Annotated in this window: 20 protein-coding genes; 8 read left to right on the top strand and 12 right to left on the bottom strand. The window is 70.0% G+C overall.

Going from position 1 to position 26,256, the window contains the following annotated elements:
- Positions 1 to 4 precede the first annotated feature (4 nt).
- The 10 genes from ACQ0O7_RS28465 to ACQ0O7_RS28420 all read right to left on the bottom strand — a co-directional run bounded on the left by ACQ0O7_RS28465 (position 5) and on the right by ACQ0O7_RS28420 (position 11,306).
- Positions 5 to 412 carry an Hpt domain-containing protein gene (locus ACQ0O7_RS28465; RefSeq protein WP_430786171.1) on the bottom strand — a complete coding sequence of 136 codons (408 nt, stop codon included), beginning with the start codon at positions 410 to 412 and terminating at the stop codon, positions 5 to 7.
- 49 nt (positions 413 to 461) lie between these two features.
- Positions 462 to 1,622 carry an L-rhamnose isomerase gene (gene rhaI, locus ACQ0O7_RS28460; RefSeq protein ID WP_430786169.1) on the bottom strand — a complete coding sequence of 387 codons (1,161 nt, stop codon included), beginning with the start codon at positions 1,620 to 1,622 and terminating at the stop codon, positions 462 to 464.
- Between the two features lie 85 nt (positions 1,623 to 1,707).
- Entirely contained in the window at positions 1,708 to 2,772 is a 1,065-nt protein-coding gene (locus ACQ0O7_RS28455) for an ABC transporter permease (protein ID WP_430786167.1), read from the bottom strand.
- The gene (locus tag ACQ0O7_RS28450) at positions 2,769 to 3,764 is read right to left on the bottom strand and encodes an ABC transporter permease (protein WP_430786165.1); all 996 of its coding nucleotides are present in this window, start codon (positions 3,762 to 3,764) and stop codon (positions 2,769 to 2,771) included. Before ACQ0O7_RS28450 ends, ACQ0O7_RS28455 begins: the two co-directional genes overlap by 4 nt.
- A complete protein-coding gene (locus ACQ0O7_RS28445) occupies positions 3,761 to 5,311 on the bottom strand; it encodes a sugar ABC transporter ATP-binding protein (protein ID WP_430786163.1) in 1,551 nt (516 codons plus the stop codon). The genes ACQ0O7_RS28450 and ACQ0O7_RS28445 overlap by 4 nt, the downstream gene beginning before the upstream one ends.
- The gene (locus ACQ0O7_RS28440) at positions 5,311 to 6,339 is read right to left on the bottom strand and encodes an autoinducer 2 ABC transporter substrate-binding protein (protein WP_430786161.1); all 1,029 of its coding nucleotides are present in this window, start codon (positions 6,337 to 6,339) and stop codon (positions 5,311 to 5,313) included. Before ACQ0O7_RS28440 ends, ACQ0O7_RS28445 begins: the two co-directional genes overlap by 1 nt.
- Before the next feature lie 522 nt (positions 6,340 to 6,861).
- The gene (locus ACQ0O7_RS28435; RefSeq protein WP_430786159.1) at positions 6,862 to 8,550 is read right to left on the bottom strand and encodes a hypothetical protein; all 1,689 of its coding nucleotides are present in this window, start codon (positions 8,548 to 8,550) and stop codon (positions 6,862 to 6,864) included.
- Positions 8,551 to 8,960: 410 nt separating this feature from the next.
- Positions 8,961 to 9,380, bottom strand: a complete 420-nt coding sequence (locus ACQ0O7_RS28430; protein ID WP_430786157.1) for a phage holin family protein — start codon at positions 9,378 to 9,380, stop codon at positions 8,961 to 8,963.
- A gap of 97 nt (positions 9,381 to 9,477) precedes the next feature.
- Positions 9,478 to 10,158: a response regulator gene (locus ACQ0O7_RS28425; RefSeq protein ID WP_430786155.1), complete on the bottom strand. Its 681-nt coding sequence runs from the start codon at positions 10,156 to 10,158 to the stop codon at positions 9,478 to 9,480.
- Positions 10,155 to 11,306, bottom strand: a complete 1,152-nt coding sequence (locus ACQ0O7_RS28420) for a sensor histidine kinase (protein ID WP_430786153.1) — start codon at positions 11,304 to 11,306, stop codon at positions 10,155 to 10,157. Before ACQ0O7_RS28420 ends, ACQ0O7_RS28425 begins: the two co-directional genes overlap by 4 nt.
- A 132-nt stretch (positions 11,307 to 11,438) precedes the next feature.
- Between ACQ0O7_RS28420 and ACQ0O7_RS28415 the strand changes: the two genes are divergently transcribed.
- From ACQ0O7_RS28415 to ACQ0O7_RS28405, 3 genes are all read left to right on the top strand, one after another.
- A complete protein-coding gene (locus ACQ0O7_RS28415) occupies positions 11,439 to 12,164 on the top strand; it encodes an ABC transporter ATP-binding protein (protein WP_430786151.1) in 726 nt (241 codons plus the stop codon).
- Entirely contained in the window at positions 12,158 to 14,374 is a 2,217-nt protein-coding gene (locus tag ACQ0O7_RS28410) for an FtsX-like permease family protein (protein ID WP_430786149.1), read from the top strand. The genes ACQ0O7_RS28415 and ACQ0O7_RS28410 overlap by 7 nt, the downstream gene beginning before the upstream one ends.
- A 317-nt stretch (positions 14,375 to 14,691) precedes the next feature.
- Complete coding sequence (locus ACQ0O7_RS28405; RefSeq protein ID WP_430786147.1) at positions 14,692 to 17,382, top strand: serine/threonine-protein kinase; 2,691 nt, start codon at positions 14,692 to 14,694, stop codon at positions 17,380 to 17,382.
- Between the two features lie 48 nt (positions 17,383 to 17,430).
- Here ACQ0O7_RS28405 and ACQ0O7_RS28400 read toward each other — a convergent pair whose 3' ends face one another.
- Entirely contained in the window at positions 17,431 to 18,042 is a 612-nt protein-coding gene (locus tag ACQ0O7_RS28400; protein WP_430786145.1) for a Uma2 family endonuclease, read from the bottom strand.
- Between the two features lie 27 nt (positions 18,043 to 18,069).
- Positions 18,070 to 19,404, bottom strand: a complete 1,335-nt coding sequence (locus ACQ0O7_RS28395) for an aminotransferase class I/II-fold pyridoxal phosphate-dependent enzyme (RefSeq protein ID WP_430786143.1) — start codon at positions 19,402 to 19,404, stop codon at positions 18,070 to 18,072.
- 59 nt (positions 19,405 to 19,463) lie between these two features.
- Here ACQ0O7_RS28395 and ACQ0O7_RS28390 point away from each other — a divergent pair, with 59 nt between their 5' ends.
- From ACQ0O7_RS28390 to ACQ0O7_RS28370, 5 genes are all read left to right on the top strand, one after another.
- Positions 19,464 to 20,954: a CoA-acylating methylmalonate-semialdehyde dehydrogenase gene (locus ACQ0O7_RS28390; protein WP_430786141.1), complete on the top strand. Its 1,491-nt coding sequence runs from the start codon at positions 19,464 to 19,466 to the stop codon at positions 20,952 to 20,954.
- Between the two features lie 18 nt (positions 20,955 to 20,972).
- Entirely contained in the window at positions 20,973 to 22,307 is a 1,335-nt protein-coding gene (locus tag ACQ0O7_RS28385) for an aspartate aminotransferase family protein (RefSeq protein ID WP_430786139.1), read from the top strand.
- Between the two features lie 152 nt (positions 22,308 to 22,459).
- Entirely contained in the window at positions 22,460 to 23,899 is a 1,440-nt protein-coding gene (locus tag ACQ0O7_RS28380) for an aminobutyraldehyde dehydrogenase (protein WP_430786137.1), read from the top strand.
- 3 nt (positions 23,900 to 23,902) lie between these two features.
- Positions 23,903 to 25,006: an ABC transporter ATP-binding protein gene (locus ACQ0O7_RS28375; protein ID WP_430786135.1), complete on the top strand. Its 1,104-nt coding sequence runs from the start codon at positions 23,903 to 23,905 to the stop codon at positions 25,004 to 25,006.
- A 41-nt stretch (positions 25,007 to 25,047) separates the two neighbouring features.
- Positions 25,048 to 26,256 (top strand): polyamine ABC transporter substrate-binding protein, encoded by a 1,209-nt coding sequence (locus tag ACQ0O7_RS28370; RefSeq protein ID WP_430786133.1) that lies wholly within the window; start codon positions 25,048 to 25,050, stop codon positions 26,254 to 26,256.

The following is a 26,256-nucleotide window of genomic DNA, read 5'->3' as shown; positions in this document are numbered from 1 at the left end:
GCCCTCACGCCGGGGAGGCCCGTTCGTACTCGCCGGCCAGGATCAGCACCGCCCGGACGGCGCCGTCGACCTCGGCCGCCAGACGTTCAGCGGTGGGGCCGGGGTCGGCGACGATCCCGGCCCTGGCCTGTTCCTCCACGCTGAAGCACACCTGGGCCAGGCCGGTCGCGCCGATGTTGGCCGCCGAGCCCTTCAGGCTGTGCGCCTGCTCGCGCACCGGCGCGGCGTCGCCCTGGTGCAGCAGCCGCACCAGCTGGTCCGCCGCGGCCGGGGTCTTCGCCGCGAACGAGGTCAGCAGCCGGCCCACCAGCGCCAGCTCGGCCGGTGACGGATCCGCCTCGACGATGTCGGCGAGACGGGCCCGGACACCGGCCACCCGGGCCTCGTCCTCCGGCTGCGTGGCGGTCTCCATCCGCCCATGGTGCGCCCGGAACCCTGCTTTCCGGGGTGATTCTCGCGTTTTACCGGTTCATGCCCCCCCAGCCGGCCTGCGTGCCGCCCACCCGTTCGGCGGCCGCTGTCTCGGCGTACCCGGAAGCCTGGAAAGCCTTGACCGGGTCCCGCGGCAGACCGCGAGCCTCCCGCCGGTCGGCGAGGGCCGCCCGCACGTCGGTCTCGAAGGCGTCCATCAGCACCTCGTGCGCGCCCAGCACGTCTCCCTCGCGCTGCGCGGTGGCGAGCGCCGCCTGGTCGATCAGCAGCGCCTTCGCCAGGGCCTGCTCGACGTTGAGGACCGAGCGGATCTGGCCGGGGATCTTCTCCTCGATGTTGTGGCACTGGTCGAGCATGAAGTTGACCCCCGACCCGGGCACGTGCGCCCCGGCGGCGACGATCTCGGACAGGATCCGGAACAGCTGGAACGGGTCGGCCGAGCCCACGATCAGGTCGTCGTCGGCGTAGTAGCGCGAGTTGAAATCGAACGCGCCCAGCCGGCCCTGCCGGATCAGCTGCATCACGATGAACTCGATGTTGGTGCCCGGCGCGTGGTGGCCGGTGTCCAGCACCACCTGGGCCCGCTCGCCGAGGGCCAGGCAGTGCAGCAGCGAGGTGCCCCAGTCCGGGATGTCGGTGCTGTAGAAGTACGGCTCGAAGAACTTGTACTCCAGAAGGATGCGGTGATCGTCGTCGGAGGCGTCGTAGATCTCCCGCAGCGACTCGGCCAGCCGCTCCTGACGGCCGCGCAGCGAATCCTGGCCGGCGTAGTTCAGCCCGTCCGGCAGCCAGATCTTCAGATCCGTCGAACCGGTCTGGCGCATCACGTCCAGGCACTGCTTGTGATGGTCGACGGCCTTGCGGCGGATCGCCGGGTCCGGATTGCAGAGCGAGCCGAGACGGTAGTCGTCGTCCTGGAAGACGTTCGAGTTGATCGCGCCGATGGTGACCCCGGACTTCTCGGCGTACGCCTTCAGGTCGCTCCAGTCGTCCACCACGTCCCACGGGATGTGCAGCGACACCCGGTTGGCCAGCCCGGTCAGGCTGTTGACCTGGGCGGCGTCGGCGATCTTCTCGTACGGGTTCCGCGGTCCGCCGGGACGGGTGAACACCTTGAAACGGGTGCCCGAGTTCCCGTACGCCCAGCTCGGGACCTCGATCGTGAAGCCGTCCAGTCCGGCGAGGTTCATTGCTGTGCCTTCCTTGTCATGCTCTTCTGGCCCTCACGTGCGAGGCCGCCGTTCAACTTGCGATGGTGCCGTTCGGTGCAGGCGATCATGACGAGCCTCCGTACCTACGATTGGTGAGCCCGTTCAACAGGGCGGCGAACACCAGCACCGTGCCGAGGGCCAGGAGCTGGTACTGCGAGCCCTCGTTACCGACGAAGGCGAGCAGGATGCCGGCGTTGAGCCAGACGATGAGCAGAGTGGCGAGCACGACCCCGGCGACCCGGCCGATGCCACCGGTGATCGCCACGCCGCCGAGGACGGCGATGGTGATCGCGGGCAGGGCCATGCCGTTGCCGGAGACGCCCGCGTCCGGGCGGGCCGAGGCGAACTGCCCCACCGTCACCACGGCCACCAGGCCGGAGATCAGACCCGCGTAGACGTACGCCTTGAAGCGCGTGTCCCGGACCGGGAGCCCGGCCCAGCGAGCGGCGACGTCGTTGGTGCCGATCGCGTAGAGACGCCGCCCGTACGTGGTGCGGGCCAGCAGCAGCCAGACCGCCACCACGGTGGGCAGCAGGAACGTGAAGATCCCGAGGGGTACGTCCGGGATGTACGCACCGATCAGGGGCAGCTCGACGGACTCGCTCATCGAGAACAGCTCCTGGATCGGTTTCGTGCTGATCGGCTGCTGGTTGTTGATCACGATGGCCAGCGACTTGTACGCGTAGAACGTCGCCAGCGTGGCGATCAGCGCCGGGAAGCCGATGTAGGAGATCAGGAAGCCGTTCACGGCCCCCAGGAGCGCGCCGAACGCCGCGGTGCCGAGGATCGCCAGCCACAACGGCCAGCCCCATTGGCCGTACGCGAAACCGAAGCCCATGCCGGCCAGGCTGACGATGGCGCCGACACTGAGGTCGATGCCGCCCCGCCCGGACAGGATGACCAGCAGCTCCGCCAGGCCCAGCATGGCCAGCGGGACGGCGTTGATCAGGCTCGCGGACATGTAGTCGAAGTCGTAGGGCGCGGTCAGGTAGCCACCCGCGTCGTTGACGAAGAACGTCGCCACCACGATGACGATCAGGACGGCGAGCAGGGCGATCCGTTGCGTCAGTAGTAGGCGTACCCAATCGGATCTTTGGGTTTTCGTCGCTTTTTCTGCGGTTGTCGTCACCGGCTTCTCCTCGCGCGGGCACGCAGCAGGTCGGCGCCGACCGCCACGATGATGAAGATGCCGACGAACAGGTCGGAGAGCTGCGAACGCCAGCCCAGCTGGGTCACGCCGGACGCCACCGACTGCACCAGCAGCGCGCCCAGCAGGGTGCCCAGCACCGAACCGCGGCCGCCCATGATGCTCGTGCCGCCGATCACCACCGCCGCGATCACCGCCAGCTCCTTGCCGGAACCCACCGACTGATCCAGCGTCGACGTGCCCTGCGCGATGATGAAACACGAGGCCAGGCCCACCATCAGACCGGTCAGCAGGTAGGCCGTCAGCACCCGGCGCTGCACCCGGACCCCGGCCAGCCGGGCCGCCTGCGCGTCCCCGCCGATCGCGAAGAAGTGCCGGCCACCCGCGGTGTGCCGCAGGTACCACCAGGCGGCAGCGGTGATCAGCAGCGTGATCAGGAAGGCGTGCGGGACCCCCAGGGTGCGGCCGTCCGGGCCCCGGCCGAAGAACGCCAGGGTGCCCGGGATGCCGTTGACCGTGCCGGAGCCGAAGATCCGCAGGCCGAGGAACATGAAGAGGTTCGCGGTGCCGAAGGTGATGATGATGGCGTGGACCCGGCCGTACGCGATCAGGACGCCGTTGACCAGGCCCAGCACACCGCCGGCCGCGACCGACAGCAGAACCGCGACGCCCAGGCTCACCTCCGCGCCGACCAGGGCCTTCGCGGTCAGCACCGAGCACACCATGATCGCGCCGCCGACACTCACGTCGATGCCGCCGGTGATGATCACGATGGTCATCGCGACGCCGACCAGGGCGATCGGCGCGGTGGCCACCAGCAGTGGCTGGATCGAGCCGGCGGTCAGGAAGGCGGGGGTGCTCACCGCCAGGCCCGCCCACAGCAGCACGATCACGCCGACCAGGACCAGCTCCTGGCCGGTGACCAGGCTCCTTCGGGCCGTTCTCGGTCGTGTCTTCTCCGCCGGCGCGGTCATTCCCCTCCTCCCGGCGCCACGGTTCCGCCGGTTTCCCCGCCGGCCCTTCCACCGGCCGCCGCCGCCAGCAGATCCACCTGGCTGGCGTCCGGGCCGAACTCGTCGGTCGTCGTGCCGCCCCGGACCACCTGGATGCGGTCGGCGATACGCAGCGCCTCCGGCAGGTCGGAGGTGACCACCAGCACGGCGGTGCCCTCCTCGGCCAGCTCGGTGATCAGGCGGTGGATCTCCTCCTTGGCGCCGACGTCGACACCCTGCGTCGGCTCCGCCAGGACCAGCACCTTCGGGCGCTCCACCAGCTGCCGGGCCAGCACCACCTTCTGCGCGTTGCCGCCGGACATCGCGCTGATCGCCTGCCGTTCGTGCGGGGTCTTCACCGCCAGCCGCCGGATCAGCTCCCGCGCCTTCGTCCTTTCGAGAGCCCTGTCGATCAAGACGCCGAACCTCGACATCCTTCGCAAGTGGCCCGCCGAGATGTTGAAAGCGATCGACTGGAAACCGAACATGCCCTCGACCTTGCGGTTGGCGGGCAGGAGGGCGATCCCCAGTCGCTGGGCGTGCTGCGGACTTCGCGGGGACCGCTCCTCCCCCTCGATGATCAGCTTGCCGCTGGTCGCGCGGTCGATGCCGTAGACGCAGGCCGCGATCTCCGAGACGCCGCTGCCGACCAGGCCGTAGAGGGCGACGATCTCGCCGGCGCGTACGGTCACGTCGACGTCGGTGAACTTGCCGGCCCGGGAGAGTCCTTCCAGAGACAGAACGTTCTTGCCGGCTGGGACCTCGCGGTGCGGACGGGCGTCGGACAACTCCTCGCCGACCATCAGGTGGGCGATCTGCCGCACGGTCAGATCCCCGATGTCGTACGTGCCGATCGTGCGCCCGTCCCGCATGACCGTCACCTCGTCCGCGATCCGGAACAGCTCGTCCAGCCGGTGCGAGATGTAGACGACACCCACCCCGGCCGCGGTCAGCCTCCGGACCACCCCGAACAGCACCTCGATCTCGGCATCCGTCAGGATCGCCGACGGCTCGTCCAGGATCAGCACCTTCGCGTCCGCCGCCAGAGCCTTCGCGATCGACACCTGCTGCTGCCCGGCCACCGAGAGAGTGCCCACCTCGGCGGTCGCGTAGCGCTCCGGAAGACCCAGCAACTCCAGCAGCTCGGCCACCCGGGCGTTCTGGGCGGCCCAGTCGATCCGCCCGGCCCTGGTGATCTCCCGGCCGAGGAAGATGTTCTCCGCCACCGTCAACTCCGGGAACAGCTGCGGCTCCTGGTAGACGGTGGCGATCCCGCGCGCGATCGCGTCAGTGGTGCCGGCGATCCGCACCGGCTCGCCGTCGAACTCGATCTCACCGGTGTCGGCCACCTCGGCACCCGCCACGATCTTGATCAGCGTGGACTTGCCGGCCCCGTTCTCGCCGACCAGGGCGTGCACCCGGCCCGCCCGTACCGCGAAATCGGCGTTCTGAATGGCCCGGACCGCGCCGAACCGCTTGGTGATCGCGGTCAGGCGCAGCCGGGGCGTCTCGTCGTCTCGGCCGGTCATCAGTAGTTGAACTGGTCGACGTTCTCGTCGGTGATCTGCAGGGCCGGGCCGAGCAGCAGCATCTTGCTCGCCTCGTCATACGTCACCGCGGACAGATCCGGCGACACGTTGTTGGTGGCCGCGATCGGCTTGCCCTGCGCGATCTGGGCGCCCGCCCACGCGGTCAGGTAGCCCAGGTTCTCCACGTCCCAGAGGATCGCCGCCGTCGACGACTTGTCCTGAAGGTACGGCTTCATCGCCTGCGGGGTGCCCAGCCCGACGGTGAACACCTTGCCGATCTTCCCGGCGTCCTTGACCGCCTGCGCCACCCCCGGAGCGCTCGACGTGCACTCGCCGACCAGGCCGGTCAGGTCCGGGTGCGCGTTCATCAGGTCGGTGGCCATCTGCGTCGCCTTCGCCTGATCCTCACCCGCGTAGACGACGTCCACGATCTCCGCGTCCGGGTACTTCTCCGCGGTGTACGCCCGCTGCACCTCGATCCAGGAGTTCAGGTTCTCCGCGGTCTGTCCGCACGACACGATCGCGTACTTGCCCTTGCCGCCCATCGCCGTCAGCAGAGCGTCGGTCAGCCCCTGGCCGATGCCCTCGGCGGTGGCCTGGTTGACGAACACCTCCCGCACGCTCGACGGGGCGTCGGTGTCCGCGGTGGCGACGTGGATGCCGGCGTCCTTGGCCTGCTGCAGCAGCGGGGCCATGCTGTCCGGGTCGTTCGGCGCGACGATCAGCGCGTCGACCTTCTGCTGGATGTAGGAGCGGACGATGTCGGCCTGCGCCCCGGCGTCCGCCTGGGTCGGCCCCTGGTACAGCCATTCGACGTTGCCCAGCGCGGCCGCGGCCTCCTTGCCACCGGCGTTCATGGCCTCGAAATACGGCACACCCTGCAACTTCGGAACGAACGCCACCTTGTACGTCTTGGCGCCGGCGTCACCCGGGGTGGCGGAGTCGGTCTCGTTCTTCTTCGTACAACCGGACAGAGCTATGGAGGCCGCGGTGGTGACCACAACAGCAGCGACAAACCGAGAACGCATGACGTCTCCTGAAAGGCAACTTGAAACGTTCTAGCTGAGGTGTGACCCACGTTACGATCCCGTTAGGGCAGGGTCAAGAGTTGATTCCCGTCGCCGCCATTCGACTCTCTTGGCGGGAGGTGGTCCTTGTCCGGCGGGGTGGTGACACGTTTCAAGTTGTGGCCGGTGGACGACGTCTGCCTGCGGTGGAATGGTTCTCGCCCGCGGTCCGGCGCCTCCCGCGCGCGGCGGTGACGGTGGGCCCGCCACGCCGCGCGGTCCGCTCCTCTACCCGGCCTGTTCTACTGCCGGGTTCGCTCTTCCGCCCGGTCTGTTCTGCTGCCGGGTTCGCTCTTCTGTCCGGCCCGTTCTTCTGCCCGGTTCTCTCTTCGCGTGGTCCGGTCTGCCTCGCCGTGCCGCCCCGTGTCTCGGCCCCAGGTGTGCCGGCCTCGGCTTCATTCTTCTTGTGGAGACCTCTGCCGCCGAAGCACGCCACGGTGTCCCATCGCGAGTGGCGATGGGACACCGATCCTCCGCGACCCGTCAGCGCATCCTGCGAACCAGAACCACCACGATCGCCGCCGCCGCCACAACCGCCCCGGCCAGGGCATACCGCTGCCGCTCATCAGTCCGCCGGATCACCGCCGAAGCCCGATCCCGAACCACCCCCAGAGCATCAACGGCCCGCTCCGGAACCGCCCCGACCACACTTCCGGCCCGCTCCGCCACATCGGCAGCGGTCTCCCCGAGCCGAGCCCCGGTCTCCGCCGTGGCCTGCCGCATCTCCGCGGCATCGACCCGGCCCCCGCCGGCCTCGTTCTCGCCCCTGCCGGCCACGTTCTTCCGGAGTTCCCCAGCCGCCGCCACCACGGATTCCGTCAGCCCACCGACCCCGGAGGCAGCGGCCTGCCGAGCCTTACCGGCAGCCACAGCGACAGGCGCCGCCTTCTCGGCAACGGACGCCGCTTTCTCAGCGATGGACGCCGCCTTGTCGGCGGCGCTCTGCCGGACTTTCCCGGCTGCCTCAGCGACAGGTACCGCTTTCTCAGCGACGGTCCGCCGGGCTTTCTCGACAGCCTCACCGGCCGCCGCGGTCTTCTCCGTAGCGACCTGCCGCACCTTGTCGACAGCCTCGCCGACAGGAACGGTCATCCCACCGGTCATCTTCGGTTCCGCCTCGACAGCCGAGTTCTTCCCGGTAACGGCTTGACGTGTCTTGCCCGCCACCTCGGCCGCCTGTCCAGACTTCTCCGCAGCGGTTCCGCTGGTTCCCATTGGCCCGCTGGTTTCCGTTGGTCTGTTGGTTCCCGTTGATTCGTCAGCCCCGGTTGTTCCGGTTGACTTGGTGCTACCGGCCGGTTTGGCGATACCGGCCGTGCCTGCCGCACTCACCGGCTCACCCTTTTGTTCCGGGTTCTTGACCGCATCAGTTTCCAGGCCCTTGACCGGATCAGATTTCGGGTTCTTGACCGCATCGGGAAGTCGCGTGCCGGGCGTCGGAACCGTCGCCCGGCCGGTAGCGGTAACCCGGCCCGCATCGGCATCATCCGCTTTGCTTCCACCGTTCGACGTCGTTCCGCCGATGGTGCCGCTGTCGGTCGCCGAATCACGGACGGCCTCGGAACCCCTCGCACCTCCTGCTCGCGCTCGCCCCGCCGAAGAATCGTCGGCCACACCTTGCCCCCGCGGTTCCGGGCTGCTCGCGGTGGTCGCACCGGCACCCGGCGAGGGTTTACGCCCGGCCGAGGGCTTTCCACTGGCAGCGCGTCCCGGCTCGGGACGCGCGCTCGGCGAGGCCCCCCGATCACCTGGCGTCTTGGCCTGCGGTTTGGTCGGCATGTCAGCCAACGTCCCGGCCGACGGTTTAGCGGGCATATCGGCCGGAGTCCTGGGATGCGTCGGACCGGCAGGCGTCTTGGCCTGCACCGGGCGCTGCGTATCGGCCGACGTCTCGGTGTGCGTGGCGTGTGGCATATCGGCTGGTGTCTTGGCGTGCGTCGGATCGGCAGGTGTCTTGGCGTGCGCCGGGCGCTGCGTATCGGCCGACGTCTTGGCGTGCGTCGGATCGGCAGGTGTCTTGGCGTGCGCCGGGCGCTGCGTATCGGCCGACGTCTCGGTGTGCGTCGTGTGTGGCATATCGGCTGGTGTCTTGGCCTGTGTCGCGTTCGGCGTCGTGGTGTGCGTGGCGTGTTGCGTATCAGTTGGCGTCTTGTCGTGTGCCGCGTTCGGCATGTCCGCCGGGGTCGGTGCCGACGGCGCACTGTCAGCCGGACCGGACTGCGAGGCACTCGCACGTGGGCCGCCAGTCGCCGCCGGACGGGTGCCCGGCTGTGGTCGGCCGGAACGATCAGGCGCTGCCGGGCGCGTGCCCGGTTGTGGGCTGCTTGAGCCGCCAGGCGTTGTTGGGCGGGCACCTGGCTGTGGCCTGCCGGAACCATCAGGCGCTGCTGGGCGCGTGCCTGACTGTGGGCTGCTCGGGCCGCCAGGCGTTGTCGGGCGGGTGGCTGACTGTGGGCTGCTCGGTGCCGCCGGGCGGCTGCCCGGCTGTGGCCGATCGCCCGGTGTCCGGGTGGCGGCGGGTGGGCCGGGGCGCGGGCGTTCGGAGGAGGGGCGGGCTTCGGGGCGGTTGCGGTTGGGAGCACTCATGGCTGCTTCTCCCGCCGGGCCGCGATCATGAACTCGTCCATGTCCCGCCGCCCACTGGCGATCGCGGCCTCAGGGGTCGGTGGGACCGCCTGGCCGATCTCTTTCTTGCCGGCGATCGCGGCGATTCCGGCGGCGGCGAGCAACACCACGGTCACCGTCAAGGCGGCCGCCCAGACCGGCATGACCAGCGAGAGAGCCGCACCGGCGGTGAAGACCAGGGCACCCGTCCCGTACATCGCGACCACTCCGGCCCCGCCGAGCAGGCCCGCGCCCTTTCCGGCTCGCCGGCCCTTCTCCACCATCTCGAGACGGGCCAGCGCCAGTTCGTCCCGAACCAGCGTCGTCACCTGTCCGCTGAGCCGGCTCACCAGCTCAGCGGCCGAGGCGTGATCCGTTCGCGCGTCTGTATGGGTCATCGTCCCCTCCGTCCTGCACGGTCATCCCGAAAGGCATACCCCCACCAATCCTGACTAATCACCCCTCCCGCTAGCCTCGTAACCGGGTAACACCTGCTCAGCGCGCTGGCACAATGAGCCCCGTCTCGTAGGCGACGATCACCAGCTGCGCGCGGTCACGGGCCTGAAGCTTGGCGAGCAACCGCCCGACATGGCTCTTCACGGTCGGCTGGGTCACCCGTAGGCGATCGCAGATCTCGGTGTTGGAGAGCCCGGCGCCGACCAGGATGAGGACCTCGCGCTCCCGGTCGGTGATGTTGCCGAGTATCGCGGCCTCCCGGGCCGGCTCCTCCGGCAGCGACGCGTAATGGGCGATCAGCCGCCTGGTGATCCCCGGCGCGAGCAGACCATCCCCGGAGGCGACCACCCGGACGGCGGTGATCAGGTCCTGTGGCACGACGTCCTTCAGCAGGAATCCGCTGGCCCCGGCCCGGAGAGCCCCGAACACGTACTCGTCGTAGTCGAACGTCGTCAGGATCAGCACCCGCGTCGCCGGCGTCTCGGCAGCGCCACAGATCCGCCTGGTCGCCTCGATGCCGTCTCCGTTGGGCATCCGGATGTCCATCAGCACCACGTCCGGCTGCTGGCGGCGTGCCACCTCGACGGCCTCGTTGCCGGACGCCGCCTCCCCGACGACGACCAGCCCCGGCGTGGTCTCGATCAGCATCCGGAAACTGGCCCGTAGCAGGGCCTGATCATCGGCGATCATCACGCGTACGACATCGGGGTCCGGTGTCATGCGACATCCTGATAAGGGAGCGTGGCCACGACGGCGAAACCGCCGCCGCTCTGTGGGCCCGCGCTGAAGGTGCCGCCGTGTGCCGCGACCCGCTCGCACATCCCGACCAGGCCCGTGCCGCCGCCGGGCGTCATCGTGGAGTGCCTGGTCCCGTCGTCCTCGACCGAGATGCGCAGGGTGCCGTCGGCGGTCTCCACCTCGACCCGGCATGAGGCGGGGGCGGCGTGCCGCACCACATTCGTCAGGGACTCCTGCACGATGCGGTAGGCGGTCAGCGCCACCGGCGCCGGTAGATCGCCGGCGCAGTCCACCGTCAGCCGCACCGACACGCCGGCGGACTCGGCGTTGCCGGCCAGCCGCCCGAGGTCCGCCAGGGTGGGTGCGGGCGTGTAGTCGGGTTCGGTCCGCAGCGCACCGACCACCCGGCGCAGCTCGGCGAGGGCTCCCCGGCTCTCCGCCTCGATCACCGCGAGAGCGTCGAGAACCGCCTCCGGCCGCTCCCGGGCGACATGATTGGCCACCCCCGATTTCACCGCGATGAGGCTCAGGCTGTGGCCGATGGTGTCATGCATGTCGCGGGCGATGCGCAGTCTCTCCTCGGCCACCGCCCGCAAGGTGTTCTCCGTGATGGCCTGCTCGGCTCGCTTGTGGCGTTCCCGCAGCGTCCAGCCGATCGCCCAGGCGGCGCCGGACGCGTTCAGCGCGACGACGATCCCGGCCAGACCCGGCGACTCCGCCGAGCCACTGCTGAAGGCTGTGCCGGCGACCAGGAACCCCATCATGACCAGGATGCTCCGCACCCCGGGGCTGCCGTCCACATGACGCCCCACCGTGTACGCCGCCACGCCGGCGACAGCCACCGGGGCGGGCGAGGCGTAGTCGGGGATGACGCCTGAGGCGAGCACCAGCGCCGTCACGACGGCGATGACGACGGCCACCACGACCGGCCGGCGGCGGCGGATCAGCATGGGCGCCCCGAACAGCACTCCGGCGACCACCGCCAGCCATGGTGGCTCGGGCACCAGGAGAGGAGACGTCGAGGCTGCCGCATACCAGCAGAGGACGCCGGAGGCGAGGGCGATGGCCAGGTCGAGAGCCCGCTGTGCTGCCGGGCCCAAGCGCTGTACCAGAGGCGTCTGCACGGGCATACCGGCGAGATTAGCCATCGACGGTTCCGTTGGCGTCAGCCCACAGTAGTCATACCCGGGTATGACACGGCGATTCCGAACCCATACCCAGGCTCGATGACACTTCGGCACCTCCGGCGGGATCGTCATCGCATGGCAGTCGAACTGGACGATCTGGGCAAGACATACGATGGCGGAGCCGGCACGGTGACCGCTCTGGGTGGTGTGACCACGAGTTTCGGCGACGGCACCTTCACCGCGGTGATGGGGCCGTCCGGCTCCGGCAAGTCGACACTGCTGCACTGCGCGGCGGGCCTGGAGACGCCGACGACAGGGCAGGTGACGATCGCCGGGACCCGCCTGCGGGATCTGGGTGAGACCGCACTGACCAGGCTTCGTCGCGACCGGATCGGATTCGTCTTTCAGGAGTTCAACCTGGTCTCCTCGTTGACGGCCGCGCAGAATGTCGCCCTGCCCGTGCGGCTGGCCGGGCGGAAGGCGGACGGATCGGCGGTCCGCTCCGCCCTCGCCGCGGTCGGCCTGGCCGACCGGGCCGGGCACCGGCCACGCGAGCTGTCCGGCGGCCAACAGCAACGGGTCGCCATCGCCCGGGCGCTCTTCACCCGTCCGGCGGTGCTGTTCGCCGACGAGCCGACCGGCGCACTCGACAGCCGTTCCTCCCAGCAGGTCATGACTCTGCTGCGGGAACTCGTCGACGGGCACGGACGGACCGTGGTGATGGTGACGCACGACCCGGTCGCCGCCGCCGTCGCCGACCGCGTGGTGCTGCTCGTCGACGGGCGGATCGCCGACGAGCTGACCGGTGCCGACGCCGCCTCGGTCGCCGATCGGATGACCGTGCTGGAGCGGTCGTGCTGACCCGCGACCGGCTGGGCACCCTCGTCGCGGTCCTTCTCGGCACCCTCCTCGTCACCACATTCCTGCTCCTGCTCACCTCGGCACGTCCACGGGTGCCGGACCGGTTCGCCGGGTCTACGGCGGTGATCCAGAGCAATGCCGCGGCCAACGGGCCGAGCGAGTTCGCCGAGACGGTCCCCTGGCCGGCTGAGACGGTGACCGCACTGGTCCAGCGGCTCCGCGAGGTCCCCGGCGTGACCGGTGTGGCGGTCGACCGTGACTTCTACGCTCAGCCGCTGCGCGACGGGCAGCCCGTGCCGGGCGTGACACGGGGGCACGCCTGGCACGGGCCGGACCCGGGCGGTGCAGTCGTCGACGAGGACCTCGGCTTCCCCATCGGGAGTTCGATCACCCTGCTCACCGGGGCCGGTGAGGTTCAGTGGCGGGTCGCCGGGCACACCGAGCTGCCCGGCGTCCATCTGCCGGAGCCGGCGGCCGCCGCGCTGGCCCCGGGTGTCCGCCACATCGGAGTCACCGGTGATCCCGACCCCGCAGCTCTGCGGACCGCGATCGGTGCCGACGGCACGGTCCTGACCGGTGACGACCGTGGGTCGGCCGAGGCCCGGGACGACGCCAGGATCCGCTGGATCGGCATGCAGGTGCTCTCCGCCACCGCGGCCGTCGCGGCATTCGCCTGCATCTTCCTGATCGGGTCCACCTCGGCCTACGAAGTGGACCAGCGGCGCCGGGAGATCGGCCTGCTCCGGGCCGTCGGGGCGACTCCGCGCCAGGTGCGCGGCATGCTCTACCGGTCGGCGCTGCTGCTCGGTGCCGGGGCGGCCGCGGCCGGCGTGACGCTCGGCGCGTTGATCGCACTGCCACTGGCTTCGGTGCTGGTGCGGGAACGACTCGAACCGGTCGGCTACACCGTGCACTGGGAGCCGTGGGTGCTGGCCGTCGCTTTCGCCTCCGGACCGCTGATCGCCCTGCTCGGAGCCGTCGGCGCGGCTCGCCGGGTGTCCCGGATCAGTCCCCTCGAAACCCTGCGGGCCGCCGAACTGGAGCGCCGCGCGATGAGCCGTACCAGATGGGTCGCCGGTTCTGCCGCGGTCGTCGCCGCGGTCAGCGCGGGGGCCGCTGCCGCGACGGCCGAGGAGATGCGGGATCTGGGCGGCTACGCACTGCTCGGCGCCATCGCACTGATCGCGGCGGCCGCACTGCTCGCCCCGGCGGTGGTGCCCGCGCTCATCCGGGTGCTGCTGGCGCCACTGCCCGGAGTCATCGCGACCCTGGCACGGGAGAGTGCCCGCACCGCTGTGCGCCGCACCGCCTCCACCGCGGCCCCGGTGCTGTTCACCGTCGCCTTCGCGGTGTTCGTCACCGGGACGGTGCGGACCTCGGCCGCGGCCTGGGACATCGAGCGGAGCGCCCTCATGCCACCCGGTGCGATCCTGATGCCCGACGGCACCCCGGGCCTGCACGACGGGATCGCCGGGCGGGCGCCACTGGACAGCGTCGTCTACCTCGACGGCCGGGCCACGACGGCGACCGGGCTCGGCGAGGTGGAACCCGGCACGGCGCTGCTGCCCACCCCGTCGGCCGAGACGGTCACCGTGACCTGGGGTGACGGTGAGACACAGGTGCTGCGCGTCGCGGGGGTGGCGCCGCCCGGCCCGCTCACCGCGGCGCTGGTGGTGAACCGGGACGAGGCACGCGGACACGACCCCTCGGCCCTGGCCCCCGCGGTCTATTCGGCGCCGGACGGCACACCCGCCGCCGGATCGGTCCGGACCGATCCGGCGAACCTATCCCGGCAGATCGAGGCCGACGACGACCGATTGATCGGTACGTTCACCGTCCTTCTGCTGATCGTCTCGGCCGGTGCCGGTGCCCTCGCCGTGGTGAACACGATGCTGATGACGGCACGCGGGCGGCGTCCGGACCATCGGGTCCTACGCCTGTCCGGGGCGACCGGCGGGCAGGTGCTCCGGGCAGTGGCCCTGGAGACGACGCTGGCGGTGGTGATCGGTTCCCTGCTCGGCGGCCTCGCGGGGCTGATCGCGATCGCCGGGTCGGCTCGGTCGCTGGCCGAACAGGTCGGGCATCATGTGCCGGTCCTGATCTCCTGGCCGATGGCCGGCGCGACAGTCCTCACCTGCCTGTTGTTCGCGCTGGCGGCGGCGACGATCCCGGCGGCCCGTTTCGTGCGCCGCCCGGCCGGTGCCCGATGACCGGATATGCCGTTCAGCCGGTGCCCGATGGTCGGGAACCACGAGCGTGTCAGGTGCCCGATGGCCGGGGATCGCGAGCGTGTCAGGTGTCCGTTGACCGGGATCGCGTGCGGGGGAGCGGCCTTGACCGGGGCCGTGTGCGCGGTAGGCGTCCGAGGGGTGGGGGCTTCCATTCGGGGCGGCGTGCCACGACGGGAACCGTTGTCCGTGGCCGGTGTCCGACGGCCGGTCACGAGCGGGCGGTGGGTGCCCGTTTTGCGGCATGGTGCTGGTGGGGGTTCGCATTACCGGTGCGCTCGGCGGGTATAACGGTGCGCATGCCTGATGCGCCCGTGTTGCTCGCCGGACGATACCGGCTCGGTGAGAGCCTGGGCCGAGGAGGAATGGGCCAGGTTCTCCTCGCCCGGGACGAGACCCTGGAACGCGACGTCGCGATCAAGGAGCTCGACCAGCCGATCGGCAGTGACGGCGGGGCCGCGGCGCGGCGGACCCTGCGGGAGGCGCGTGCGGCGGCCCGGATCAACCACCCCAACGTCGTTCAGGTGTACGACGTGCTCCAGCTCGACGATCGCACCTGGATCGTCATGGAGTACGTGCCGTGCCGTTCGCTGCGGGAGGAGATCGCCGAGCGGGGGCCACTCGACCCCTACCGGGTCGCCCGGATCGGGCTTGACCTGATCGGCGCGCTGCGCACCGCCCACCGCCTCGGCGTGGAGCACCGGGACGTCAAGCCGGCGAACGTGTTGCTCGCCGACGACGGCCGGGTGCTTCTCACCGACTTCGGCATCGCGGCGGTCGACGACGACGGAGTGATCAGCCGGTCGGACATCCTGGTGGGGTCGCCGCAGTTCATGGCGCCGGAGCGGGCGCAGCACGGCACCAGCGGACCCGAGGCCGATCTGTGGTCGCTCGGCGCCACGCTGTACGCGGCGATCGAAGGGCGGGCGCCCTACCAGCGGGGTTCGACGATGGCGACGCTCACCGCCCTCACCACTGAGGAGCCCGATCCGCCTCGTCACACGGGTGCGCTGCGCCCGCTGCTGGACGGGCTGCTCCGCAAGGACCCGACGACACGGATGACCTCTGAGGACGCCGAGAGCCTGGCCCGCACGATTCTCGACGGGCTCTCCGACTCGGGCGAGACTCCACCACCCGTGAAATCGGGCGGGGCTCTGGCCGGTCTCGCCGCGGTGTTCCGGATCCCCCGGCAACGGTCCACCAGCGGCTCAGGCGCCGTCAGTGCCCGCGAAGAGGGAGAGTCCGGGTCGGCGTCGGCGAAGCCGGTCACCGAGCAGCCCGCGGCGGCCGGCGATGCCGAGAACCACGGGACAGCGGGGAGTGCCGGCGGCCGATCGGATGCCAACCCGGGTGCGGACGGCCGGAATACTGTCGATCAGGGCAGCGCCAGCCGTGGTGCCGCCGCGGGGCCCGCTGTTGCGAGCGCAGCCACGGGCGCGGCCGGGGCGGAGATCGTCGATCGGGAGCCGGCGGCTAACGATGCCGCTGTCCAGGACGATGCCGGCTCTGACCAAGGCCGGGGCGTTACCGAGCCGGATACCGACGGGCGGACCGATGGCCCGGAAGCCGGCGGTCCGAGCTCGAATGCTGACCGACCGGATGCCGCAGGGCGGGATGCCGCGGGGCGGGATGCCGCGGGGCGGGCTGCTGCGGGGCGGGATGCCGCGGGGCGGGCTGCTGCGGGGCGGGCTGCCGGCGGCTCGGGCGTTGCCGGGACCGGTCCAGTCGAATCGGGCACCGAGGGGTCGAACGTAGGAGGGCCGGGCGCGGACGGGGCGGACGCGGGCCGGGCGGACACGGAAGGGGCGGGCGCTGACGAGCCGGGTGCTGACGAGCCGGGTGCTGACGAGCCGGGCATTGAGGAGCCGGGCGTTGAGGAGCCTGGTGCTGACGAGCCGGGCGTTGGCGGGCGGGATGGCGACGGCCGGGACATCGGTGGGCGCGGTGAGCCGGGGGAGGCATCTGCGGGGCCGGAAACTGGGTCCGCGGTACGACAGGACGTGGCCGAGGACGCCGGGACGGCACTGACCGCCACGCGGATCGATGTGGACAGTGCGCCGTCGGTCAGCCGGGACATCGATCCGGCGGCTGATCCGGGCGGTGAACGGGGCGGTGGGCTGACAGCTGTCGGGGTGGGGGTTGTTCCTGGGCCTCGGCGGGCCGGGGGTGTGTGGGGTCCGCCTGGCGGCGTGAGCGGTGAAGGTGCCGCTGTGGGGAGTGGGCGGCCTCGGCGTGGGGTGCTGGTGGCCGCGGCGGTGCTGGCTGTGGTGCTCGCTGCCGGGACTGTGTGGGCTGTTCGGGCCGGCTCGGGGGACGGGGCTCCCGAAGCTGGGCCGAAACCCGCCGCCACCGCTGGAGCCAGTGCGGCAGTGAGCGCCGGGACCGGTGGTGACCCGGCGTCGGCGGGGCCGGACGCGCTTCAAGGGGCGCAACCGGGGGCCTCCGGGGCGGACCCGGGGGCGTCGGGAGCGGGGACGATTCCGGGGGAGAGCCCGGTCGCCGGCGCCGAACCGAGCGCCGAACCGAGCGAGGAACCGGACGGTGGGCGGCCCGAGCTACCGGACGGGTGGCGGGAGTACAAGGACAAGACCGGGTTCGCGGTGTACGTGCCGGAGGGCTGGACGCGTTCGCAGGATCGGACGATGGTGTACTTCCGCGGCGACAACAAGGTTCTCGGTATCGACCAGACCGACAAGCCGAAGTCGAATCCGGTGAAGGACTGGCGTGGGCAGGCCGATTACCGGACTTCGCGCGGGGACTTCCCGGGCTACAAGGAAATCAAGATCGAGTCGGTGGACTACTTCCGGAAGGCTGCCGACTGGGAGTTCACGTTCAACCGGAACGGCAGCCGCCGGCACGTCAACAACCGGGGCACGGTGGTCGCCGACGACAAGGCCTACGGCTTCTGGTGGGAGACGAGCGACAGCGCCTGGGACGACTCCCGCGACGACCTGCAACTGGTCTTCGACAGTTTCGTGCCGGCCAGATGAGCAGAGCCGGCCGGTGGCAGAGCCGGTGGTGACGCAGTCGGCCGGTGATCAGAGGCCGAGTAGCCGGTTCGCTTCGATCCTGATCGGGAACGGCTCGTCCAGGGTCAGGGTTTCGTCGCCCCGGGCTACCGCGTAGGTGGAGTAGCCGTCCGCCTCCAGCCGGAACAGGTGAAGCGTCACCGACTCATAGTCGGTCATCTCCGGTTCGATGAGGAGATACCACTTGATCCTGGCCTCGGCGTAAAGCTGCTTCTTCAGGGCACGGTCGGTGGTCGCGTTGCTCGGTGACGTGATCTCGCAGACGACGAGGACGTCGGACGCGTCGGTGACGGTCACGACCCGCGGACCTCGGGAGATGATGAGGTCAGGCTGCATGATCCGGCCGGTGCGAAGGCGGACGTTCACGTCAGGGCGGACCCGGAGACCCGCCTTGTCGCACAGGGGGAGAAGTTCGGCCGCCAGGCGCACGCTGATGTCTTGATGTGGTCCGTTCGGTGCTGGGCTCACCCAGAGGCTCCCGTCGAGCAGCTCGATGCGTTGATCCGTCTCATCGAGCGCCAGGTACTCCTCCTCGGTCCAGGGGCCGTGGTGATCGTCCAGCGTGACCTTGCTCATGGGCAAAGTGTCGCATGCGCTCATGGCGATCAGCGTCGCATGCACACGTGTCGCGTATCAAGTTCGTATGGGTCAACGAGGTATCGAAGGAGTGGCTGCTCGGGCGGCTCGGGACAGGCGTTCGGCCACGGCTGTGTGGTCTTCGGTGATCAGGCCTGTGGTGACCCGCAGGTGGGGTGGCATGGCGGGGCCCACCGTGAAAGCGGTGCCGGCCGCCGCGCCGATGCCGGAGCTGGCCAGGCTGAGCAGGGCGGCCTGTTCGTCGGCCACCGGGAGCCAGATGTTCAAGCCCTCGCCCGGAGGCAGGACCACGCCCGATGCGGCCAGGGTGGTGGTGACCAGGCGGCGCCGGCGGGCGTACTCGTCGCGGGCGGCGGACACCGCGGCGATCGACGAAGGGTCGGTGAGGAGGGTGAGCAGCAGATGCTGGAGGAGGCGGCTGGTCCAGCCCTGGCCGAGCAGCCGCCGTTCGAGGATCGGGTCGAGGAGGGTGGCCGGGCCGCTGACCGCCGCGAGGCGCAGGTCGGGGCCGTGACTCTTGGAGAAGCTGCGCACGTGCACGGTCTGCCTGGGAAGGTGGGTGCCGATCGACAGCAGCGGGCCGGAGGAGAGGTCCCCGGCCGAGTCGTCCTCCACCACGTACAGCGAGGGGTCCTGGGCGAGGACCGCGGCGAGTGCGGCGGACCGCGACGGTGACCACGACGCGCCGGTGGGGTTGAGGGCGCGCGGCTGGAGGAAGACCGCGGTGGGGCGCCGGGCCAGGGCTGTGGCGAGCCGGCCGGGCAGCATCCCGGCCTCGTCGGTGGCGACGCCGGCGACCCGCACGCCGAGGGTGTCGAGCAGGTCGAGCAGGGGCGGGAAGCACGGGGTTTCGACGAGGGCCAGGTCACCGAGGCGGAGCAGGGCGGACGCGACGTGGTCGACGGCGTCCATCGCGCCGTCGAAGATCGCCAGGCGTTCCGGTGGGTAGGGCCAGGCGGAGCGCAGCAGGGCGCCCAGTTCGGGCAGCACCGGCTCGTCGAGGTAGCTGCTGGGGGCGGGGGAGAGGCCGCGCAGGTCGGGTAGCCGGGGGAGGAGTGCCGGGTCGGGGACGCCGGTGGACAGGTCCAGCCCGAAGCTGGTGGTCTGCCGCAACGCTGCCCGATATCGGCCGGGGCCGCCGGTGCCGGGGGTGGCGACGACGGTGCCGCGGCGGCCGTCGGTGCGAATGGTTCCGGCCCGGCGCAGGAGCTGCCACGCCGAGTTGACGGTGCTGGGGGAGAGCTGCAGCCCGGTGGCGACCGACCGGACCGGCGGAAGTCTGGTCCCGCCGGTCAGGGCGCCGTCGCCGACCGCGCGGCTGACCGCTTCGGCCAGGCCCCGGGCGCTGGCGTCGGAGAGTCGTTCGGTGACCGCCGCGAAAAACATTTTGTGACAGTACAATTCAAACATTGTTCGGTCTAGGGTCGTCACATAATCTCGGCCGTATGAATCACATCGCGCACTGGATCGGCGGCACTGAGCAAACGGGCGGGTCAGGCCGGGTCGGTCCGGTCTACAACCCGGCGACCGGCGAGCAGATCGCCGAGGTGGATCTCGCCAGCGCCCAGGAGCTCGACGCGGCGGTCCAGAGCGCCAAGGCGGCGGCCCGGGCCTGGCGCAGCGCCTCCCTCTCCAAGCGCTCGGCGGTGCTGTTCAAGTTCCGTGAGCTGCTGGCCGGGCGGACCGGTGAGCTGGCCGCGATCGTCACCCGCGAGCACGGCAAGGTGCTCGCCGACGCGGCCGGTGAGGTGGCCCGCGGCCTGGAGAACGTGGAGTTCGCCACCGGCATCCCGCACCTGATGAAGGGCAGCTTCTCCGAGCAGGCCGCGACCGGGGTGGACGTCTACTCGATCCGCCAGCCGCTCGGTGTGGTCGCCGGCATCACCCCGTTCAACTTCCCGGCGATGGTCCCGCTGTGGATGTGCGCCACCGCGATCGCGGCCGGCAACGCGTTCGTGCTGAAGCCGAGTGAGAAGGACCCGTCGGCGGCGCTCTGGCTGGCCCGGCTGTGGCAGGAGGCGGGCCTGCCGGACGGCGTGTTCACCGTGGTCAACGGGGACAAGGAGGCGGTCGACGCGATCCTGGTCCACCCGGACATCGCGGCGGTCAGCTTCGTCGGCTCGACCCCGATCGCGAAGTACATCTACGAGACCGGCACCGCCAACGGCAAGCGGGTGCAGGCGCTGGGCGGCGCGAAGAACCACATGATCGTGCTGCCGGACGCCGAGCTGGACGCGGCGGCGGACGCGGCGATCAGTGCGGGGTACGGCGCGGCCGGCGAGCGCTGCATGGCGATCTCGGTGGTGGTCGCGGTCGGTGAGATCGCCGATCCGCTGGTGGAGGCGATCGCGGCGCGACTTCCCAAGATCAAGATCGGCGACGGTACGGATCCCGCCTCGGAGATGGGCCCGCTGATCAGCGCCCAGCACCGGGACAAGGTGACCGGCTACATCGCCTCCGGTGTCGAGCAGGGCGCCACGGTGGTAGCCGACGGCCGCACCGACGGGACGCTGCCGTCGAAGGGCTACTTCCTCGGCGCGACCCTGCTGGACAACGTGACCCCGGACATGACCGTCTACACCGACGAGATCTTCGGCCCGGTGCTGAGTGTGGTGCGGGTGGACACGTACGCCGAAGCCGTTGAATTGATCAATGACAACGAGTACGGCAACGGCACCGCCATCTTCACCCGGGACGGCGGCGCGGCCCGGCAGTTCCAGTTCGACGTGAACGCGGGCATGGTCGGCGTGAACGTGCCGATCCCGGTGCCGGTGGCGTACTACTCGTTCGGCGGCTGGAAGGCGTCGCTGTTCGGCGACAGCCACATGTACGGCCCGGACGGCATCCACTTCTTCACCCGCGGCAAGGTGGTCACGTCGCGCTGGCCGGACCCGGGCACGTCGTCCGTCGACCTCGGCTTCCCGCAGACACGATAAAAAGCGATAAAAAGAGACATGTCGGAATCGCAGGTTCGCGCTGACGACCGCGCGCACGTCTTCCATTCCTGGTCGGCCCAAGGATTGATCGACCCGTTGCCCATCGAGAAAGCGCAGGGCAGCCATTTCTGGGATTACACAGGTCGTAGATATCTGGACTTCTCGTCTCAACTCGTCAATGTCAACATCGGCCATCAACACCCGAGACTCGTCCAGGCCATCCAGGAACAAGCCGCCAAACTGTGCACCATCCAACCGTCCTTCGCCAACGACAAACGCGGCGAAGCGGCCCGGATGATCGCCGAGATCGCCCCACCGGCACTGAACAAGGTGTTCTTCACCAACGGCGGCGCCGAGGCGAACGAGAACGCGATCCGGATGGCCCGCCTGCACACCGGCCGGCACAAGGTGCTGTCGACCTACCGCAGTTATCACGGCTCGACGGCCACCGCGATCACCGCGACCGGCGATCCGCGGCGCTGGCCGAACGAGCCGGTGGCGATCGGTGTCGTGCACTTCTGGGGCCCGTACCCCTATCGCTCGCCGTTCCACTCCGGCAGCGCCGAGCAGGAGTCCGAGCGCGCGCTCCAGCACCTGCGCGACACCATCGTCTTCGAGGGCCCGGCCACGATCGCCGCGATCCTGCTGGAGACGGTGGTGGGCACGAACGGGATCCTGGTCCCGCCGCCCGGCTATCTGGCCGGGGTCCGGGCGCTCTGCGACGAGTTCGGCATCGTGTTCATCGCCGACGAGGTGATGGCCGGGTTCGGCCGGTGCGGTGAGTGGTTCGCGATCGATCACTGGGGGGTCGCCCCGGATCTGATCACCTTCGCCAAGGGGGTGAACTCCGGCTATCTCCCGCTGGGCGGGGTGGTGATCTCCGACGAGATCGCCGAGACGTTCCGGGAGCGCCCGTTCCCGGGTGGCCTCACCTACTCCGGGCACCCGCTGGCCTGCGCGTCCGCGGTGGCCAGCATGCAGATCTTCAAGGAGGAGGGGATCGTCGAGCACGCCCGCGCGCTGGGTGAGGACATCATCGCCCCGGCCCTGGCCGAGCTGAAGGAGAAGCACCCGAGCGTCGGCGACGTGCGCGGCCTGGGCGTGTTCTGGGCCATCGAGCTGGTCACCGACCGTGACGCGAAGACTCCTCTGGTACCCTACAACGCCGCCGGAGCCGAGGCGGCGCCGATGACCGCGGTGGCCGCCGCGTGCAAGGAGCAGGGTCTCTGGCCGTTCGTGCATTTCAACCGGCTGCACGTGGTGCCGCCGTGCACCGTCACCGCGGAGGAGCTTCGCGAGGGCCTCGCGATCATCGACGGGGCGCTGTCGGTTGCCGATGAATTCACGGCCTAAAACGCCGGAAAACATAGCTGAAACGGGATCGGAAGTTCTGATTCCGTTTCAGCTGTGGAAATTACTTCGGATTCCCTTGCTGACTCACTCTTCGGTGTGACAAGGTCCCTCCAGTCCGGGTGAGATCGCCCTAGACGGAAGGCCGAATCCCAGTGAGTGTGCTGCGTAACTTCGTCGACGGGTCCTACACCGACACCGAGGACGGCGTCACGTCCCCGGTGGTCGACCCGAGCACCGGTGAGACGTACGCGCAGGCCCCGGTCTCCTCCGCCCGCGACGTGGAGCGGGCGGTGCGGTCCGCCGAGGCGGGTTTCGAGATCTGGCGGGACAGCACCCCGGCCGAACGCCAGCGGGCCCTGCTCCGGATCGCCGACGCGATCGAGGCCCGCGCCGACGAGATCATCGCGGCCGAGGTCCGCAACACCGGCAAGCCGGTCGAGGCGACCCGGGCCGAGGAGATGGGGCCGATCCTCGACGAGCTGCGGTTCTTCGCCGGCGCCGCCCGCATTCTGGAGGGCAAGTCGGCGGGGGAGTACCTGCGGGACCACACCTCTTTCGTACGCCGAGAGCCGATCGGCGTCTGCGCCCAGATCACCCCGTGGAACTATCCGATGGTGATGGGCGTCTGGAAGTTCGCCCCGGCCGTCGCCGCCGGCAACGCGGTGGTGCTGAAGCCGTCGGACACCACCCCGGTCAGCTCGCTGCTGCTGGCCGAGATCGCCGCCGAGTTCCTGCCGCCGGGGGTGCTGAACGTGGTCTGCGGCGACCGGGACACCGGCCGCGCCCTGGTGTCGCACCCGGCGCCGCGCCTGGTGTCGATCACCGGGTCGACCCGGGCCGGGATGGAGGTGGCCACCGCGGCCGCGCCCGACCTGAAGCGGGTCCACCTGGAGCTGGGCGGCAAGGCCCCGGTGCTGGTCTTCGACGACGTGGACATCGCCGCCACCGCCGCCGCGATCGCCGGGGCCGGCTTCTTCAACGCCGGCCAGGACTGCACGGCCGCCACCCGGGTGCTGGTGCACGAGCGGATCGCCGCCGACTTCACCGCGGCGCTGGCCGAGGCGGCCAAGGGCACCAGGGTCGGCCCGCCGAGCGACACCGAGGCGTTCTTCGGCCCCGTCAACAACGCGAACCAGCTGGAGCGGGTCACCGGCTTCCTGGACCGCACCCCGGCACACGCCGAGGTGGTCACCGGCGGTCAGCGTATCGGCAATCGGGGGTTCTTCTTCGCACCGACCGTGGTCACCGGCCTGCGGCAGGGCGACGAGATGATCCAGGACGAGGTGTTCGGGCCGGTCGTGACGGTGCAGACGTTCGGCGACGAGGACCAGGCGGTGCGCTGGGCCAACGACGTGCGGTACGGGCTGAGCGCCAGCGTCTGGACGCAGAACCACGGCCGGGCCATGCGGGTGTCGCGCCGGCTGGACTTCGGTGCGGTCTGGATCAACACCCACCTACCCTTCGTCTCCGAGATGCCGCACGGCGGCTACGGTCACTCCGGTTACGGCAAGGACCTGTCGATGTACGGGTTCGAGGAGTACACCCGGATCAAGCACGTGATGAGCTTCAATGACAGCCCCGTTCAGAGGTGATGGATGACCAGTTCTCCGGCTATCGAGTTCGCCGGTGTGCGCAAGGACTACCTGTCGCACGGTGAGTCAGTGCCCGCGGTGCGCAGCCTGGACCTGGCGATCGGGCAGGGCGAGTTCTTCTCGCTGCTCGGGCCGTCGGGCTGTGGCAAGACCACCACGATGCGGATGATCGCGGGCTTCGAGGCGCCGACCGAGGGCAAGGTGTTCCTCGACGGCCGGGACGTGACGGGCGTGGCGCCGAACAAGCGTGACGTCAACATGGTCTTCCAGTCGTACGCCCTCTTCCCGCATCTGACCGTCGCGCAGAACGTCGCGTTCGGCCTGGAACGCAAACGGGTGGGCAAGCCGGAGATCAAGCGCCGGGTCGCCGAGATGCTGGCGATCGTGTCGCTGACCGGCATGGAGAAGCGCCAGCCCAGGGAGATGTCCGGCGGCCAGCAGCAGCGGGTCGCCCTGGCCCGGGCCCTGGTCAACCACCCGCGGGCGCTGCTGCTCGACGAGCCGCTCGGCGCGCTGGACCTCAAGCTGCGCCAGCAGATGCAGGTCGAGCTGAAGCGGATCCAGCGCGAGGTGGGCATCACCTTCGTCTACGTCACCCACGACCAGGGTGAGGCGCTGACCATGTCGGACCGGATCGCGGTGATGAACAGCGGCCTGATCGAGCAGCTGGGCACCCCGCGGGAGATCTACGAGCGCCCGTCGACCCGGTTCGTGGCCGGGTTCATCGGCACCTCGAACATCGTCGACGGCACTGTCGGCCGGGTCGAGCAGGGCATCGCGGTGATCGACAAGGCGCCCGGCGAGCGGGTGGTGGTGCGGGTGCCGGACGGGGTCCGGGCCGGGCGGGAGATCGAGGTGTCGGTGCGCCCGGAGAAGATCGACCTGCACCGGTCGATGCCCGCCGCGACCGAAGGCAGCCTGCTCTCCGGCACCGTCACCGAGGTCGTCTACCACGGGACATCGACGAACTACACAGTGACCACCACCGCTGGGCCGGACTTCGTGGTGTTTGATCAGAACGCACAGAACGCCGAGGACGTCGCGTCTCGTGGCGAGCGCGTCTACCTCACCTGGGCCCCGCAGCACTCGTACCCGATCGGAGTCTGATGTTCCAGTCCAATAAGCCGAATCCCGCCCTCCTCCGGGGCATGACGCAGTCCCGGCTCGGCCGCCGTGACGCGCTGCGCCTCGGCGGGTTGTCGGCGATGGGCGCGTTCCTCGCCGCGTGTGGTGTCGAGGGCAAGGGCAAGCCGCAGGCCAGCATCGCGCCGGACGCCGTCGCCAAGTTCTGGGGCGGCAAGTCCCAGTCCGGTTCGCTGAACTTCGCGAACTGGCCGCTCTACATGGACCCGAAGAAGCCCGAGCTCAAGAAGTTCACCGCCAAGACCGGCATCAAGGTGACCTATGACGAGGTCATCCAGGAGATGGGCCCGTGGTTCGCCAAGGTCCAGCCGCAGCTGTCCGCCGGGCAGTCGATCGGCTACGACCTGATGGTGATCACCAACTCGGTCCAGTTCGGCCAGTTCCGCGACTCCGGCTTCCTGGCCCCGCTGGATCACTCCAAACTGCCGAACTACGCGGCCAACGCGGCCAAGTCGTACGCCTCCTCCACGTACGACCCGGGCAACACCTTCAGCATCCCGTACGCGTCCGGCATCACCGGCATCGCCTACGACCCGTCCAAGATCAAGCAGCCGGTCACCAGCCTCGCCGACCTGTGGAACCCGGCGTACAAGGGCAAGGTCGGCATGTTCAAGGACCTCCAGGAGCTGGGCAACTTCGGTCTGCTCGCGGCCGGCCTGGACCCCGGCAAATCCGACGAGGCGGCCTGGAAGAAGGCGGCCGCCAAGCTCAAGGAGCAGAAGGACGCCGGACTGGTCCGCAACTACTACGACCAGAGCTACGTCGACGCGCTCGGCAAGGGCGAGGTCTGGATCACCCAGGCCTGGTCCGGTGACATCTTCCAGAAGAACGTCTCGGACGGCACGAACTTCAAGTTCGTGATCCCGCAGGAGGGTGGCACGATCTGGACCGACAACATGGCCATCCCGGTCACCGCGGAGAACCCGGTCGACGCGATCATGCTGATGGACTTCCTGTACGAGCTGGACAACGCCACCACGCTCGCCGAATACATCAACTACGTCTGCCCGGTGCCCGGCGCGCAGGACCAGATGAAGAAGCACGCGGCCGCCGCCAAGGGTGAGGACCGCGACTTCCTGCTGTCGGTGGCCGAGAGCCCGCTGGTCTTCCCCGGCGAGCAGGAGTACAAGCGGCTGCACTACTACGTCAACTTCAACACCGCCGAGGAGAAGAACAACTTCGAGCGGGTGTTCCAGCCGATCGTGCTCGGGTAA

It is taken from the genome of Actinoplanes sp. G11-F43, assembly GCF_050589265.1.
Lineage (GTDB): Bacteria > Actinomycetota > Actinomycetes > Mycobacteriales > Micromonosporaceae > Actinoplanes.
The sequence above is the reverse complement of the archived record's forward strand: the minus strand, read 5'-3'. Positions and strand labels throughout refer to the sequence as shown.